Source organism: Nonomuraea sp. NPDC049269 (assembly GCF_043197155.1).
Lineage (GTDB): Bacteria > Actinomycetota > Actinomycetes > Streptosporangiales > Streptosporangiaceae > Nonomuraea.
In genome coordinates this window covers 324637-339242 of sequence record NZ_JBICSO010000001.1, presented here as the reverse complement: position 1 = coordinate 339242, position 14606 = coordinate 324637, and the positions used below count along the sequence as shown (strand labels likewise).

At 71.1% G+C, this 14606-nt stretch carries 14 protein-coding genes; 8 read left to right on the top strand and 6 right to left on the bottom strand.

Annotated features, from left to right (window positions below):
• Positions 1-53: 53 nt before the first annotated feature.
• A complete protein-coding gene (gene purB / locus ACGFNP_RS01635; protein WP_393313609.1) occupies positions 54-1484 on the top strand; it encodes an adenylosuccinate lyase in 1431 nt (476 codons plus the stop codon).
• Positions 1481-2287 (top strand): GNAT family N-acetyltransferase, encoded by an 807-nt coding sequence (locus ACGFNP_RS01630; RefSeq protein ID WP_393313606.1) that lies wholly within the window; start codon positions 1481-1483, stop codon positions 2285-2287. Before purB ends, ACGFNP_RS01630 begins: the two co-directional genes overlap by 4 nt.
• Before the next feature lie 208 nt (positions 2288-2495).
• Here the strand turns inward: ACGFNP_RS01630 and ACGFNP_RS01625 are convergent, their stop codons facing one another.
• Complete coding sequence (locus ACGFNP_RS01625) at positions 2496-2771, bottom strand: protealysin inhibitor emfourin (protein WP_393313603.1); 276 nt, start codon at positions 2769-2771, stop codon at positions 2496-2498.
• Between the two features lie 136 nt (positions 2772-2907).
• Positions 2908-3984, bottom strand: coding sequence for a M4 family metallopeptidase (locus ACGFNP_RS01620; RefSeq protein WP_358333807.1), 1077 nt, complete (start codon positions 3982-3984; stop codon positions 2908-2910).
• A 191-nt stretch (positions 3985-4175) separates the two neighbouring features.
• Here ACGFNP_RS01620 and ACGFNP_RS01615 point away from each other — a divergent pair, with 191 nt between their 5' ends.
• The 4 genes from ACGFNP_RS01615 (at position 4176) to ACGFNP_RS01600 (ending at position 7350) form a co-directional block, all read left to right on the top strand.
• Positions 4176-5183 carry a DUF4037 domain-containing protein gene (locus tag ACGFNP_RS01615; protein WP_393313600.1) on the top strand — a complete coding sequence of 336 codons (1008 nt, stop codon included), beginning with the start codon at positions 4176-4178 and terminating at the stop codon, positions 5181-5183.
• A 61-nt stretch (positions 5184-5244) separates the two neighbouring features.
• A complete protein-coding gene (locus ACGFNP_RS01610) occupies positions 5245-6330 on the top strand; it encodes a class I SAM-dependent methyltransferase (RefSeq protein ID WP_393313597.1) in 1086 nt (361 codons plus the stop codon).
• A gap of 70 nt (positions 6331-6400) precedes the next feature.
• The gene (locus ACGFNP_RS01605) at positions 6401-7039 is read left to right on the top strand and encodes a TetR/AcrR family transcriptional regulator (protein WP_358333798.1); all 639 of its coding nucleotides are present in this window, start codon (positions 6401-6403) and stop codon (positions 7037-7039) included.
• 11 nt (positions 7040-7050) lie between these two features.
• Positions 7051-7350 (top strand): DUF6204 family protein, encoded by a 300-nt coding sequence (locus ACGFNP_RS01600; protein WP_393316559.1) that lies wholly within the window; start codon positions 7051-7053, stop codon positions 7348-7350.
• A 341-nt stretch (positions 7351-7691) separates the two neighbouring features.
• On the opposite strand, the gene ACGFNP_RS01595 is transcribed toward ACGFNP_RS01600, so the two are convergent.
• Positions 7692-8456: a MerR family transcriptional regulator gene (locus ACGFNP_RS01595; protein ID WP_393313594.1), complete on the bottom strand. Its 765-nt coding sequence runs from the start codon at positions 8454-8456 to the stop codon at positions 7692-7694.
• 82 nt (positions 8457-8538) lie between these two features.
• Here ACGFNP_RS01595 and ACGFNP_RS01590 point away from each other — a divergent pair, with 82 nt between their 5' ends.
• Together ACGFNP_RS01590 and ACGFNP_RS01585 are read left to right on the top strand one after the other, a co-directional pair.
• The gene (locus tag ACGFNP_RS01590; protein WP_393313591.1) at positions 8539-9627 is read left to right on the top strand and encodes a MerR family transcriptional regulator; all 1089 of its coding nucleotides are present in this window, start codon (positions 8539-8541) and stop codon (positions 9625-9627) included.
• Positions 9624-10136: a hypothetical protein gene (locus ACGFNP_RS01585; RefSeq protein ID WP_358333790.1), complete on the top strand. Its 513-nt coding sequence runs from the start codon at positions 9624-9626 to the stop codon at positions 10134-10136. The genes ACGFNP_RS01590 and ACGFNP_RS01585 overlap by 4 nt, the downstream gene beginning before the upstream one ends.
• A 111-nt stretch (positions 10137-10247) precedes the next feature.
• Here ACGFNP_RS01585 and ACGFNP_RS01580 read toward each other — a convergent pair whose 3' ends face one another.
• From ACGFNP_RS01580 to ACGFNP_RS01570, 3 genes are all read right to left on the bottom strand, one after another.
• Complete coding sequence (locus ACGFNP_RS01580) at positions 10248-11258, bottom strand: tyrosine-type recombinase/integrase (RefSeq protein WP_393313588.1); 1011 nt, start codon at positions 11256-11258, stop codon at positions 10248-10250.
• A 67-nt stretch (positions 11259-11325) separates the two neighbouring features.
• Complete coding sequence (locus ACGFNP_RS01575) at positions 11326-12855, bottom strand: UDP-N-acetylglucosamine 1-carboxyvinyltransferase (RefSeq protein WP_358333785.1); 1530 nt, start codon at positions 12853-12855, stop codon at positions 11326-11328.
• A 16-nt stretch (positions 12856-12871) separates the two neighbouring features.
• A complete protein-coding gene (locus tag ACGFNP_RS01570; protein ID WP_393313585.1) occupies positions 12872-14575 on the bottom strand; it encodes an enoyl-CoA hydratase-related protein in 1704 nt (567 codons plus the stop codon).
• Between the last annotated feature and the right edge of the window lie 31 nt (positions 14576-14606).

The following is a 14606-nucleotide window of genomic DNA, read 5'->3' as shown; positions in this document are numbered from 1 at the left end:
CCCGTGCGGCCTGGTGCCGTGCGGGCGGAGCTGTGTGAATAGACTTGTGCGACGTGACTTCCAAGCCGCGTATCCCTGACGTCCTGGCCGCCCGTTATGCCTCCGCGGAGCTGGCCCGGTTGTGGTCTCCCGAGTACAAGGTGGTCGCCGAGCGGCGGCTGTGGCTGGCGGTGTTGCGGGCGCAGGCGGAGCTGGGGGTCGCGGTTCCCGAGGATGCCCTGGCCGACTACGACAAGGTGGTCGAGCAGGTCGATCTGGCCTCGATCGCGGCGCGTGAGCGGGTGACGCGGCACGATGTGAAGGCGCGCATCGAGGAGTTCAACGCGCTGGCCGGGCACGAGCAGGTGCACAAGGGCATGACCTCGCGCGATCTGACGGAGAACGTCGAGCAGTTGCAGGTGCGTGACAGCCTGCTGCTGGTGCGGGATCGGGTGGTGGCGTTGCTGGCCCGGCTGGCGACGCTGGCCGAGGAGCATGAGGCGACGGTGATGGCGGGCCGTTCGCACAATGTGGCGGCGCAGGCCACGACGCTGGGCAAGCGGTTCGCGTCGGCGGCGAATGAGCTGCTGGTGGCTTTTCGCCGCCTGGAGGAGCTGATCGCCCGTTATCCGCTGCGCGGCATCAAGGGGCCGGTGGGCACGGCTCAGGACATGCTGGATCTGCTGGACGGTGATCGCGGGAAGCTGGCGGAGCTGGAGGGGCGGGTGGCCGCGCATCTGGGGTTCGAGCGGCGTTTCACCAGTGTGGGGCAGGTCTATCCGCGGTCGCTGGATTTCGAGGTGGTGACGGCTCTGGTGCAGCTGGCGGCGGCGCCGTCGTCGCTGGCCAAGACGATCCGGTTGATGGCCGGGCATGAGCTGGTGACCGAGGGGTTCAAGGAGGGGCAGGTCGGTTCGTCGGCGATGCCGCACAAGATGAACACCCGCTCGTGTGAGCGGGTGAACGGTCTGACGGTGGTGTTGCGGGGTTACGCCTCGATGGTGGGCGAGCTGGCGGGCGATCAGTGGAACGAGGGTGATGTGTCGTGTTCGGTGGTGCGCCGGGTGGCGTTGCCGGATGCGTTCTTCGCTTTCGACGGGCTGGTGGAGACGATGTTGACGGTCCTGGATGAGTTCGGGGCGTTCCCGGCGGTCATCTCGGCGGAGCTGGATCGGTATCTGCCGTTCCTGGCGACGACGAAGATGCTGATGGCGGCGGTACGCGCGGGGGTGGGCCGTGAGCAGGCGCACGAGCTGATCAAGGAGCACGCGGTGGCGGCGGCGCTGGCGATGCGTTCGCGGGGCGCGGCCAACGAGCTGCTGGAGCGGCTGGCGGCCGATGAGCGGTTCCCGGTGGACCGGGCGGGCCTGGAGGCGCTGCTGGGTGATCGGGTGTCGTTCACCGGGGCGGCGGCCGACCAGGTGGAGGCGGTGTCGCAGGCGGTGGGCGAGGTCGTGGCGGCCTATCCGGAGGCGGCGGCTTATCGGCCGGGCTCGATTCTGTGATCGTTGAGCTTGCGCGGCTGGATCAGGTGCGCTCGGCGTGCGGGGACGACGATCTGCTGATGTGGGCGGCGCAGGGGTTGTCGGGCGGGGTGCGGGCGTGGGCGCTGGGCGATGGGGTGGTGGTGGCTTCGCCGGGGGTCTCGCGTCGTGATCGGCTGGCGGTGTGGGGTGGTGCGGCGTGTGTGACGGATCTGGTCCGGCATGCGCTGGCGGAGGTGGGCCCGTCGTATCGGCCGTTCGGTGATGTGGAGCTGATGGCGGATGTGACGGTGAAGCTCGCGGGGGTGGAGGCGGCGGACACGTTCTGCTGGATGAGCCTGCCCGGTCTCCCGGCCCCGGCCCCGGATGCAGCCCCGGATGCGGGCGCGGTCACGTCCACGGGCGCGGTGACTGGGCACTTGGACGCGTCGCGGGGTGGTTGGTTGGGCCCGGAGTCGGATGCGGAAGTGGCCGGGTTGCTGGCGGCCGCCGCGCCGCAGTCGTATGCGGTGCCGGGTATGGCCGGGGTGCGGCGGTGGGCCGGGGTCTGGATGGATGAGGCGCTGGAGGGCAGGGCGCTGGCGGCGGTGGCGGCTGATGCGTGGAGCGCGCCGTCGGTCGGGTTCTTGGCGGGGGTGGCGACTGCTGCCCGGTTCCGCGGGCGGGGGCTGGCGGAGCGGCTGTGCCGGTGGGTGTCGGGTGAGCTGGTGGCGGCGCGGGGCAGGGCGGCGCTGATGGTGGATGACGGCAACCTGGCGGCGATCAGGGTGTATGAGCGGATCGGGTATCGCCGTCGAGCGGTCATGGCGTCGCGGGCGGTGTAGAGCGGCCGGCTCCGGGTGACGGGATGGCGTCGCGGGTGGTGTAGGCGTGGCCGGCTCCGGGTGAGGGGTGGGAACGTAGATGGTGACCGTGCGCACGTCGCGGTGGGGCGGCGGCGCGGCCGGTGAGCGTGACCCTGGAGTGCCGGTGACCCGGGGCGGCGGGTGGGTCTTCCCGTGCTTGCCGTACAGGATGGATGGGGTTGTGTTTTTAAGAAGGAGCGGCGCGGCGGAGTAGCTCGGTGAGCAGGGGGCGCAGGGCGGTGGGAATGTTGGGTTCGGTGAGTTCGGTGGTCTGGTCGCCGGTGGGGTGGTGGACGGTGAGCCGGTAGCGGGGTTGGGCCGAGGTGGCGGGGGTGGCGGGGGTGGCGGCGGGCTCGGCGGCGCTGAGGGCGGCCAGGAGGGTTCGCAGGTCGTCGTCCAGGTCGGTGTCGAGGGTGGCGTGGCGGCGCAGGCCGGTGAAGCCGCCGCTGGTTTCGAGCGTCACGCGCATGTCGTCCCTTCCGGCGGATGGTTCCTCTTTCACGGTACGCGGGTGGACTCCGCACGGGTCTGTGGCGGGTATCGTCGCGGAACCCTCGCGGGATGCCGCGCCGTCAGGCCCGTGCGGAGAGTTTGCGGGGTTACCAGAATCCCTGCTGGCGGGCGGCGCCGCGGACGGTTTGGGGGGACTGGCGGGGGACGAGGTTGTTGCGGGCCAGGATGCGGGCCTGGGCGACGGCGACGGTGGCGGCGTCGCTGAACTTGGCGTTGGGCCACAGGTTCTGCAGGGTCTGGTACATGATCAGGGTGGCGGCGTCGAGGCCGATGTCCTGGCTGATGAGGTAGAACCAGCGGTTGGTGATGCCGGACATGATGTGGGGGTCGGCGGGTTCGAAGTAGCCGGACATGTCGCGGGGTTGCGGGTCGCGGCCCATGAGGGGGTTGTCGAAGGCGGTGCCGGGTTCGGCCATGTTGCGCAGTGCTTCGCCGTAGAGGTCGTCGGCCATGATCTCGTCGCCGATGAGCCAGTTGTGGCTGTGGGCGTCGTGGTTGCCGGCGTGGGCGTCGATGGCGGTGCCGAGCATGTCGCTGAAGGATTCGTTGAGGGCGCCGCTCTGGTCGTTGGTGTAGTTGAGGTTGGCGCTGAACTGGGTGACGCCGTGGGTGAGTTCGTGGGCGCAGACGTCGACGCTGGCGGTCAGGTCCTTGAAGACCAGGCCGCTGCCGTTGCCGAAGACCATGCGCAGGCCGGCGTCGTCCCAGAAGGCGTTGTCGAAGCCGACGCCGAAGTTGACGTTGGCGACGAGGTTGAGTCCGGCGTTGTCGATGGAGTCGCGGCCGAGTTTGTCCTGGTAGTAGGTGCGGACGAGGCCGAGGTAGTCGTAGGCGTCGTTGGCGTTCTGGGCGGTGACGGCGGGGTCTCCTTCGCCGCGGATGAAGGTGACGTCGAAGGTCCACTGGTTGAGGTCGTCGTAGATGAGGCGGCCGGCGGTGCCGGGTTTGGGGATGGTGAGTCCGGGCGGGAGGGTTTCGGGTTCGGCGGTGAGGCGCTGCTGCTGGCCCAGGGGCAGGGCGTCGGGGCTGCGCCGTCCGCGGCGGAACTGGGCGGAGACGACCGCTGAGCGCTGGGCCGAGGCGGGTTCGGCGCTCTGTTGTGCCTGGACTTTGGCGATGTGGTCGAGGACGTGGGGCGGGACGAAGCTGCAGCGATATGCCATGGCGCAACCCTTGTGCCGGGGGTGGTTGTGACGTTTCCACGTAAGCGGGGGCCGGTTGGGGTGCGCATCGGTGGTGGTCTCAGGGCTATCCCTAGGGCCGCCTTGGGGGGTGGCTGGAAAATCGGATGAGGTTCGCCAGGTGGTCAGGCAGAGTTGACGGTGTGATGTCCGATTTTGTGCCTGGTATTGAGTTGTCCCGAGCCTTTTATGCCGAGGTGGTGGCGCCGCTGGTGGCGCGGGTGCCGCATAGTGCCGCGTTGATCGGGCCGGGTTCGGAGGTGCTGGCGTTCGACACGGGCCGCTCCGCTGATCATGACTGGGGTCCGCGGGTGCTGGTGTTCGTGGAGCCGCGGGCGGTGGCGGAGGTGGAGGCGCGGGTGCTGGCCGGGCTTCCGGAGCGGTTTCGGGGGCTGGCGACGGTGTTCGACTATCACGGCGCGCTGCGGCCGGGGGTGGTGGTCGCCGATCTGGAGGGTTGGCTGGTGGAGCGGTTGGGGTTCGATCCGCGGCGGGGGGTGTCGCTGCTGGATTGGCTGTCGGTGCCGTGGCAGAGCCTGGCGGAGGTGACGTCGGGGGAGGTGTTCCATGACGGGCTGGGTGGGCTGGAGGCGGCTCGGGCGGCGTTGCGCTGGTATCCGGGGGATGTGTGGCGTTATGTGCTGGCGTGTCAGTGGCGGCGTATCGCGCAGGAGGAGCCGTTTCCCGGCCGGTCGGGTGAGGTGGGCGATGAGCTCGGCTCGGCCGTCGTGGGGGCGCGGCTGAGCCGGGAGGTGATGCGGCTGGCGTTGCTGTTGCGCCGCCGCTATCCGCCGTACGCCAAGTGGCTGGGCAGTGCTCTGGCGCGGATGCCCGGTTCGACGGAGCTGGGGGAGTCGCTGGGGCTGGCGGTGGCCGCCCGGTCGTGGCGGGAGCGGGAGGACGGGCTGGCCGCGGCCTACGGGCGGCTGGCGGCGTTGCAGAACCGGGTGGGTCTGGCCGAGCCGCTGGATGAGCGGGTGCGCGGCTTCCATGATCGGCCGTTCCGGGTGATCGGGGGTGATCGGTTCGCGCAGGCGTTGCTGGGGTCGGTGTCGGATCCGGTGATCAGGGGGTTGCCGGTGGTGGGGTGTGTGGATCAGCTGTCGGACTCGGTGGATCTGCTGCTGGAGCCGGGCCGGGCCCGGGCGGTGACGGCGGCGGCGCTCGGCCTGGGCGCCTGACAGGTGTTTCCCACCTTCTGCCGGGTAGCGGGACCCGACGACCGGAAAGCACGAGAGCGTCATGAGCACGAAAACCGATGAGTTCGCCGACCGCCTGTTCCACGCGGCGCTCGGCGCCATTGAGGTCCTGTCGGTGCACATCGGTGACCGGCTGGGCTGGTATCGCGCGCTGGCCGAGCACGGTCCGGCCGATCCCGGCGAGCTGGCCGAGCACGGTCCGGCCGATCCCGGCGAGCTGGCCGCCCGCGCGGGCGGCCACGAACGATACGCCAGGGAATGGCTCGAACAGCAGGCCGCCTGCGACATCCTTCAGGTCGGCGCCGACGGGCGTTTCGCGCTGCCCGACGGCGCGGCGGAGGTCCTGACCGACGCCTCCAGCCTGGCCTACCTCGCGCCGCTGGCGCGGATGCTGACCAGCGCCGCCGTGCAGATGCCCGCCCTGCTGGAGGCCTACCGGCGGGGCGGCGGGGTCGGCTGGGCGAGCTTCGGCCAGGACATGCGAGAGTCTCAGGCGGACCTGAACCGGCCCTGGTTCGAGCGCGCGCTGCCGGGCGCCATCGCGGGCGTGCCCGGCCTGGAGGCGGTTCTGCGCCGTCCCGGGGCTCGCATCGCCGACCTCGGCTGCGGCGCGGGGTGGTCGACGATCGCGCTGGCCAGGACCTACCCCGAGGCCATGGTGGTGGGCGTCGACATCGACGGCCCGTCCGTCGAGCTGGCCGCGCGCAACGCCGCGAGCGCCGGTGCCGGGCCTGGCCTCACCTTCCGCCAGGGGGATGCCGCCCTGCTCGGTGAGGATCGCTACGACGCCGTGTTCGCCTTCGAGTGCGTGCACGACATGCCGCGGCCGGTGCGGACGCTGGCGGCGGCGCGGCGGGCGGTCGTGCCCGGTGGGGCGGTGGTCGTGATGGACGAGGCCGTGGGTGAGCGCTTCGCCGGGCCCGCCGATGAGGTGGAGCGGCTGATGTACGGCTTCAGCTTGCTGATCTGCCTGCCGGACGGGATGAGTGATCCGCCTTCGGCCGCCACGGGAACGGTGATGCGGCCGGACACGCTGCGCCGGTACGCGCGCGAGGCCGGGTTCGCCGACCTGGAAGTCCTGCCGATCGAGGGCTTCGGATTCTGGCGCTTCTACCGCCTCATCCCCTGACCTCGAAAACTGCACTCCGCACCAAAAATACAATGGACTTAAAGTTTGGTGTTGGGTTAAGTTATTCCGCATGTCCGAGGGGTTGCGGGAACGCAAGAAGCAGCAGACGCGCCGCCGCATCCGCGACGTGGCCACCGCCCTGTTCGTGGAACGCGGCTTCGACCACGTCACGATCGCCGAGGTCGCCGCGGCGGCCGAGGTGTCCGTCAACACCGTCTACAACTACTTCCCGGCCAAGGAGGACCTCGTCCTGCCGCCCGATGAGGCCTCACCTCATCGCCTGGCCGACATCGTGCGCCGGCGCCCCGCCGGGCAGGCCGCCATGCCGGCGGTGCTGGAGCACCTGCGGCAGGAGGTACGGCGGCGCGACCGCAAGATGGGCCTGACCGAGGGGTTCGGCCGCGTCCTGGAGATGATGCGCGCCGCTCCCACCCTCACCGCCCGCCTGGGCGACCTCGGCCGGCAGATGACCGACGAACTGGTCGCCGTCCTGGCCGAGGAGACCGGTGCCGCGCCCGGCGACCCGCTGCCCCGCATGGTGGCCTGGCACATCGGCGGCCTGCACTCGCTGGTCTACGCCGAGATCGGCGAACGGACCGCGGCGGGTCACAGCGCCGGCGACATCGCCGCGGCCGTGCTGGAACTCCTGGACGTCTTCGAGGACCTGCTCGGAGAACGCCTGCTCACCTATGCCCGACGAAAGGACTGACCTTGTTCAGAGTGATGATTCGCGGCAAGTTCGACGCCCTGGACGACGCCGCCCGTAAGGCCGTACGGGCTGCGGGAAACGCCGCCTTCACCGAGGCCGGGACGTTCACCCACGACCAGAGCGTGTCGTCGTTCACCTTCCGCTGCCAGGTCCCCGCCGGGCCCGACGACGGCGAGAACGAGGCCATCAGGTCGGCGATGGCGGCCCTGGAGGCGCACGGCCACCCGTATCAGTTGCTGCACGTCGCGGTGACGGACATGCGCGACATCAAGATCCGCCGCAAGGGACGCCCGAGGACGACCTCGGGCTGACCGCGCACCCTTCCCCGGCTCGCCGCTCCGTGCGGGTCCTTCCGTGCGGGTCCTTCCGTGCGGGTCCTTCCGTGCGGGTCCTTCCGTGCGGGTCCTTCCGTGCGGGTTTGTGTCCTGCTGTCATGTGGCGGTTTTTCGCTCTTTTTACGGCACGCATGGGTCACCCGCCACCCGCCGCACGTGGCCGGGGGCCTCCAGGAAAACGGCCTCTGACCCCGCACGTGGCCGGCCGCCGTTACGTGAGCGTCCTTACTTCCGTCGCCCGGGAACGACGTCAGAGCGGCTGTGACCTCGGCGGACCGTTCCCGCGAGGCGGAAGGAGCGCCCGCCGAGCAGGCGGCTCAGCAGGCGGGTCGGCGGCGGGCGTTGGCGGTGATGGCCAGGCGGACGTAGGCGGCCAGGCCCGGCACCTGGCCGTCGAAATGGGCCGTGAACCGCGGATCCATCACATACAACTCGCCCAGCCCCCGATGGATCTCATACGTGCAGGTGTAGAACCACCGGCTGATGTGAGCGCGATGACGCTCGGCCACCTCCATCGCCGCCTCGCCGTCGGGCGGCAGCCCCGCCTCGAACACCGCCACCAGATCGCCCAGCACACCCGCCGCCTCGGCCTTGATCCGCAACCAGTCGGCCTTGGTGTAGGTGGCCACCCGGCGGCGGCTCTGCTCGTACTGCTCGCCGCCGCCCCAGCGCCGCTCCACCTCCGCCTCGTGATCCTCCGGCCGGAAGCCGCCGAACACCTCCAAGCGTTCGGCCGGGGTGAGCGCGACGCTCATCGTGCGCGCCTGCATCGCCCGTTCCACCGCGGCGATCACCTCGCTGAGCCGCTCGGACTTGCGGACCAGCAGCTCATGCTGGCGTCGCAGGTGCGTCAGCTCGTCGGCGCGCGGCTCGTCCAGGATGACGGCGATCTCCTCCAGCGCGAAACCCAGCTCCCGATACAGCAGCACCTGCTGCAGCCTGATCAGATCCGCCTCGGTGTAACGACGGTAGCCGGCCGCGCTGCGCTCACCCGGGCAGAGCAGGCCGACCTCGTCGTAGTGATGCAGCGTGCGCACGGTGACGCCGGCCAGCCGCGACACCTGCCCCACGGACAAACTCATGACACCACCATGAACCCTCACGTTACGTCAGGCGCAACCCCCGGCTGGACTCTCCCACGGCGGGAGGGCCCATGCTGGGGGCGTGGATGAGGATCTCCTGCCGATCGGGCAGTTCGCCCAGCTTGCCCGGTTGAGCGTGAAGCAGTTGCGGCACTACGACGAGATCGGGCTGCTGCGACCCGCCTGCGTGGACGCCGCCACCGGCTACCGCTACTACCGCGCCGCGCAGGCCCGCACGGCGCTGTCGATCGGGCTGCTGCGCTCACTCGACGTGCCGCTGCCCGTCGTGGGCCAGGTCCTGGCCGGCAGCCAAGGCGCCCTGGAGTCCGTACGCGACTCGCTGGAGGCCGAACTGGCCCGGCGGCGGCGCGCCCTGGCGTCACTGGAACGCGTCATGGCCGACGGCCTGCCCGCCACCCAGGTCCGCATCGTCACCGAACCCGCGCACCGCGTCGCCCTCGTCCGCGAACGCGCCGACGGCCCGGCCGACATCGCCCGCGCCACCAGCACCGCCGCCGCACGCCTGATGGCCGGCATGTACAGGGCGGCTGACGCGGGCACCGGCACCCGCCCGGCCCACTCCGGCACCCGCCTGAGGCAGGACGGCCCGCTGCCCGTACACGCCGACATCGGGAACACCGGGGGCAGCCCGCCTGCCTGGGACGCCGACGCCGCGAAGACGAGGGACGCCGACGCCTCGCAGGCAGGGTACGGCCCGCCACCCACGCACGCCGCCGCCTCGAAAGCGGCGGACAGCCCGCCCCCTACCCCCAGCGACGCCGAGCCTCCCGGCCGGACGCTCGCCCAGGCCGCCGGCACGCATCCCGGCGGGGGAGCGGCGACGGGCGACGGGCCGCAGTTGATCGGGCTGTTCCCCCTCGACCTGAGCGACGCCTTCGACGTGGCCTTCGCGCTCGTCCTGCACGACGGCTGGGAGGCCGGCGGGGGCGCGCGGGTGGACGTGCTGCCCGGCGGCACGTTCGCCGCCGCCACCCACGTCGGCCCCTACGACCAGATCTCCCTGACCGCTCACGCCGTCCTGGCCTGGTGCGCCGAACGCCGCCACCCCATGCGCGGCCCGATCCGCGAGGTGTACGTGTCCGACCCGGCCCGTACCCCGCCCGATGAGCTGATCACCCACCTGATGATCCCTTTGGAGGAAGAGTCATGAACGCCGAACTGACCACCCACGGCCCGGTCACCTGCCTGAACGTCACCGGCCTCGGCGAACCCGGCGGCAGCGAGCACCTGTCGGCCATCGGCGCCCTGTTCGCCGTCGCCGGCGCGATGGGCGGCCCCGGCGGGCCGCTGGAGGGCCTGTGGTGGGTGGAGGACGAGCGGCCCGGTCTTGAGGTGCCGCGCGAGCAGTGGCGCTGGCACCTGCTGCTGCCCCTGCCCGCCGCACCCGAACCGGGACGGCTGGAGCAGGCCCGCGAGTCCGTGCGCGCCACCGGCGCGGCGGTGGACCGGGTACGCGTGGCCGTCTTCACCGAAGGGCAGTGCGTGGAGATCCTGCACCACGGCCCCTACAGCGAGGAGCACCTGTCGCTGAAGATCATGGAGGACTTCATGGACGAACACGCGCTGGTGCCCAACGGGCCGCACCACGAGGTGTACCTGACGGCCTTCGACGACCCCGACCCGCGCACGGTGCTGCGCCAGCCTGTGCGCCCGGCCTGAGGCGCGGGAACCGGCGACGCCCCACGGGCAAGGCCGTAGCACACGCCTGCGCCGATCAACGCCGCCCACTGGCGTGGCGCCCGCCGCGGCCCACCCGTCCGGCCGGCCCGCTCACCGCTGCGGGTCGGCCCGCTTCAGCAGCGGGTGCGCCCGCATCGCCCCTTCCAGCTCGCCTGGCAGCTCGTCGCGGTAGCGGCCCAGCGTCGACAGGTCGCTGTGGCCCAGCACCCGCCGCACCGCGTCCATGTCCACCGCGTCGGCCAGCAGATGCGTGGCCGTCGTATGCCGCAGCCCATGTGGTGTCACCGAGCGGCGCTGGCCGGCCTCCACCTGGCGCTGCACCCGGTCGATCACCGCCTGCACGTCACCGCGCGCCAGCCGGCGCCCCCGCCACGACAGCAGCAGCGCCTTGTCCGGCAGCGGCGCCCGCTCTCGCGCCAGGAAGGCCTCCAGCGCCAGCGTCACATCGCGGGGGAGCGGCAGATCGCGGGTGCGGCCGCCCTTGCCGAAGATCCGCCAGTAACGCACGCCGTCATTGGTGTAGAAATCCTCGACGTTGGCCCGTACCAGCTCCGAGACCCGGGGCCCCATCGTCGACAGCAGCAGCACGATCAGCGCGTCGCGCAGCTCGGTGCGCTGGTCTCGCCGGCCCCGTGCCGGAGCCTCGCCCAGTGACCGCGCCGCGCCGATCAGTCCTTGCGCCTGCTCGCGGGTCAGCGCCCGCCGCTCCGGCCGTAGTCCGCCGCGTTCTCTGGCCGTCACCGTCGAGTGGGTCATCGGGTTGATCTGCACCCAGCCCGCCAGCGAGGCGTGCTTGAACAGTGCCGAGATCGAGCGGCGGAAGCGGGCCTGGGAGGAGGGGCTCTGCCCGCCGCCGCCCGCCGAGCGCCGGCCGTCCGGTTTGCGGGCGAACGCCAGCAAGATCGCATCGATGTCCTCGCCGGACAGGTCGTCCAGCACCGTCGACTCGCCGGCCAACGCGACCAGCGTGGCCACGTCGCGCGCGTAGAGCTCGGCTGTGGCCTGCGACAGCGCTCCCGTCAGTGTTTTGGCCCGCACCAGCTCCACATAGCGATCGGCCGCCTGGACCACCGTCAGCCGATCAAGCTCAGCAGGCCGCACCGTCCCCCCTCACGCTGGAAGATCCCCGTCACAGGCAGACGGTAGCGGGCCCCACCGACAGAAAATTTCAGATGTCGCGGAACGTCTCGATCCGCGCGCCCAGCGCGTTGAGCCGCTCGGCCAGGTCCTCGTATCCGCGGTTGATGACGTACACGTTGCGCAGCACCGAGGTGCCCTCGGCCGCCATCATCGCCAGCAGGACGACCACCGCCGGGCGCAGCGCCGGCGGGCACATCATCTCCGCGCTGCGCCAGCGCGTCGGCCCCTCCACCAGGACGCGATGCGGGTCCAGCAGTTTGACCGAGGCCCCGAGGCGGGTCAGTTCCGTCAGGTAGATGGCGCGGTTGTCGTAGACCCAGTCATGGATGAGCGTCGAACCCTGCGCGGTGGCCGCGATCGCGGCGAAGAAGGGGACGTTGTCGATGTTCAGTCCGGGGAACGGCATCGGATGGATCTTGTCGATGGGGGAGATCAGCTTGGAGGGCCGCACCGTCAGGTCCACCAGCCGGGTGCGGCCGTTGGCCGCCGGGTATTCTCCGCCCCGGTCGTGATCGAGGCCCATCTCCTCCAGCACCGCCAACTCGATCTCCAGGAACTCCACCGGGACCCGGCAGATCGTCAGCTCCGAGGAGGTCACCACCGCGGCCGCCAGCAGGCTCATCGCCTCCACCGGGTCTTCGGAGGGGGAGTAGTCGACGTCGCACTCGATGGAGGCCACCCCGTGCACGGTCAGCGTCGTCGTCCCGACGCCCTCCACCCGCACGCCCAGCTCCTCCAGGAAGAAGCACAGGTCCTGGACCATGTAGTTGGAGGAGGCGTTGCGGATCACCGTCACGCCGTCGTGCCGCGCCGCCGCCAGCAGCGCGTTCTCCGTCACCGTGTCGCCGCGCTCGGTCAAGACGATCGCCCGTGAGGGCGACACGCCCCGGTCCACCCGCGCGTGGTAGAAGCCGCCTGTCGCGGTGATGTCCAGCCCGAAGTGCCGCAGCGCCGACATGTGCGGCTGCACCGTGCGTGTTCCCAGGTCGCAGCCGCCGGCGTACGGAATCCTGAACTCCTCCGCGCGATGCATGAGCGGCCCCAGGAACATGATCACGCTTCTGGTGCGGCGGGCGGCCTCGGTGTCCATCGCCTCCAGTTCCAGCCGGGCCGGAGGGACGATCTCCAGGTCGCTGCCCTCGTTGATCCATCGGGCCCGCACTCCGATGGAGGCGAGCACCTCCAGGATCCGGTACACCTCTTCGATCCGCGCCACCTTACGCAAGATCGTCCGGCCGGAGGTGAGCAGGGACGCGCACAGCAGCGCCACGCAGGCGTTCTTGGAGGTCTTCACGTCGATGCTGCCCGACAGCCGGCGTCCGCCCACCACCCGCAGGTGCATCGGCCCGGAGTAGCCCAGCGACACGATCTCGCTGTCGAGCGCCTCGCCGATCCGCGCGATCATCTCAAGACTGATGTTCTGGTTGCCGCGCTCGATCCGGTTCACCGCGCTCTGGCTGGTGGCCAGAGCGTCCGCCAGCTGCAGCTGGGTCCACCCACGGTGCTGGCGGGCGTCGCGAATGAGCCGGCCGATCCGTACGAGATAGTCATCAGTCATAGCACGACAACATATCTCACATATGAGATGCCGCTGCGACGGGCCCCGCCGACGCGCCGGACAACTCCCGGTGCACCGCCAGGTGGTCCGGCGTCGTCACCACCTTACGCTTGTGCACGAACGCCTTGCGCGCCTGCCGGAAGCCGTTGCGGTCATCGAACATGTCCCGGCTCATCTCGGCCAGCTCCTCCACCCGGTAGGCCTCCAGGGGCTTGCGCCGCTCGTCGGCCTCCTGCGCCTGGCGTTTGATCTCCAGCAGCCGCCCGTAATCGTCGCCGGCGGCCAGCCGCTCGGCGTACTCCAGTACCGAGCGCTCGAACTCCAGGCGCGAGCCGGGCATCATCCGGTCGGCCAGCCCCAGCTCGAGCGCCTGCGCCGCGCTGATCGGCAGCGCCTGGCCCGTCAGCCGCCGCGCCACCACCGCCCCCACCCGCCGGGGCAGCACGTACGTCCAGTACTCCGACCCGAACAGCCCCATCGTCCGGTAGTGCGGGTTGAGCACCACGCCCTCGCGCACCAGCACCCGATCGGCGCCCAGTCCCATCATCACGCCGCCCGCGCCCGCGTTGCCGCCCACCGACGTCACCACCAGCTGCCCCGTGCACGTGATCACCTCACGGCACACCTGGTTGATCGCGTTGATGTTCGTCCAGGCCTCCAGCTCGGGGTGGCGCGAGGCCTCGATCACGTTCAGGTGGATGCCGTTGGAGAACACCTCGCCGCCCCGCACCACCAGCACGCGGGTGTCCTGGGCGCCGGCGTAGCGAAGGGCCGAGGCCAGGCGGCGGCACTGCTCGCTGGACATCGCGCCGTTGTAGAAGTCGAAACTCACCACGCCCACCGTGTCGCTGCGGTCGTAGGTCACCTCGCTGTAACCCGGGCGCTCCTCCAGCCCGGCCGCCCGCTCACCCAGGACCGTGGCCGCCGGCAACTTGATCGCGCCCGGCTCCTCCACCCGCAGGTGCCCCACCCACACCGTGCCGTCGCCGGTGTGCACCAGCACCGCGCCCTCGCGCCGGGCCGCCACCGTGCCCGGCGTCCCGGCCACCACCGGGCCCCGGTAGACGTCGAACACCCGCATCATCCGCCCGTCCAGCATCACCCGCCCGCCCGGCGCACCGTCGGCCGAACGGATGCGCCGCAGCACCGCGTCGGTGCTCTGCGACCAGGAGAACTCCCGATCGGCGTGCCGCATCGCCGGCCGCAGCCGCCCGCGCACCTGCGGCGAACGGTAGTCCAGCGGCACCGGCACGAACCCCGCGTCCATGGCCTTGGCCGCCACCTCCACCACCAGCTCCACCGCCGCATCGGCCACCGGCCCGTTGTACAGGGCGGACTTGCGCGGCGGCTCGGCCGGCATCGCGAACGTCCGATACCCCCAGATCGGCCCGGCGTCCATCTCCTCCACCGCCTGCAGCGCCGTCACGCCCCACTCCGGCTCCGCGTCGGCGATCGCCCAGTCCAGCGAGGAGGGGCCCCGGTCGCCGGGGGGCCCCGGGTGGATGATGATCGTGCGGTGGTTCTGCCACAGAAGCGCCGGCACCTTCTCCTTCAGGAACGGGCAGATGATCAGGTCGGGCTTGGCCAGCCGGGCCGCCTCGACCATCACCTGCTCCGAGACGGCCAGCTCGACGGTGACGTCGTGTCCGGCCCGGCGCAGTTCCAGCCAGGCACGCTGGGTCAGGCCGTTGAAGGAGGAGCAGAGCAGCAGGATGCGCAACGGAGGACTTCTTTCAGGCGGTCGTTCGAGG

Excerpts from the sequence above, each read along its gene's own strand:
- ACGFNP_RS01620 (WP_358333807.1), bottom strand. The coding sequence starts at position 3,984 with ATGGCATATCGCTGCAGCTTCGTCCCGCCCCACGTCCTCGACCACATC.
- ACGFNP_RS01610 (WP_393313597.1), top strand. The coding sequence starts at position 5,245 with ATGAGCACGAAAACCGATGAGTTCGCCGACCGCCTGTTCCACGCGGCG.
- ACGFNP_RS01605 (WP_358333798.1), top strand. The coding sequence starts at position 6,401 with ATGTCCGAGGGGTTGCGGGAACGCAAGAAGCAGCAGACGCGCCGCCGC.
- ACGFNP_RS01595 (WP_393313594.1), bottom strand. The coding sequence starts at position 8,456 with ATGAGTTTGTCCGTGGGGCAGGTGTCGCGGCTGGCCGGCGTCACCGTG.
- ACGFNP_RS01585 (WP_358333790.1), top strand. The coding sequence starts at position 9,624 with ATGAACGCCGAACTGACCACCCACGGCCCGGTCACCTGCCTGAACGTC.
- ACGFNP_RS01575 (WP_358333785.1), bottom strand. The coding sequence starts at position 12,855 with ATGACTGATGACTATCTCGTACGGATCGGCCGGCTCATTCGCGACGCC.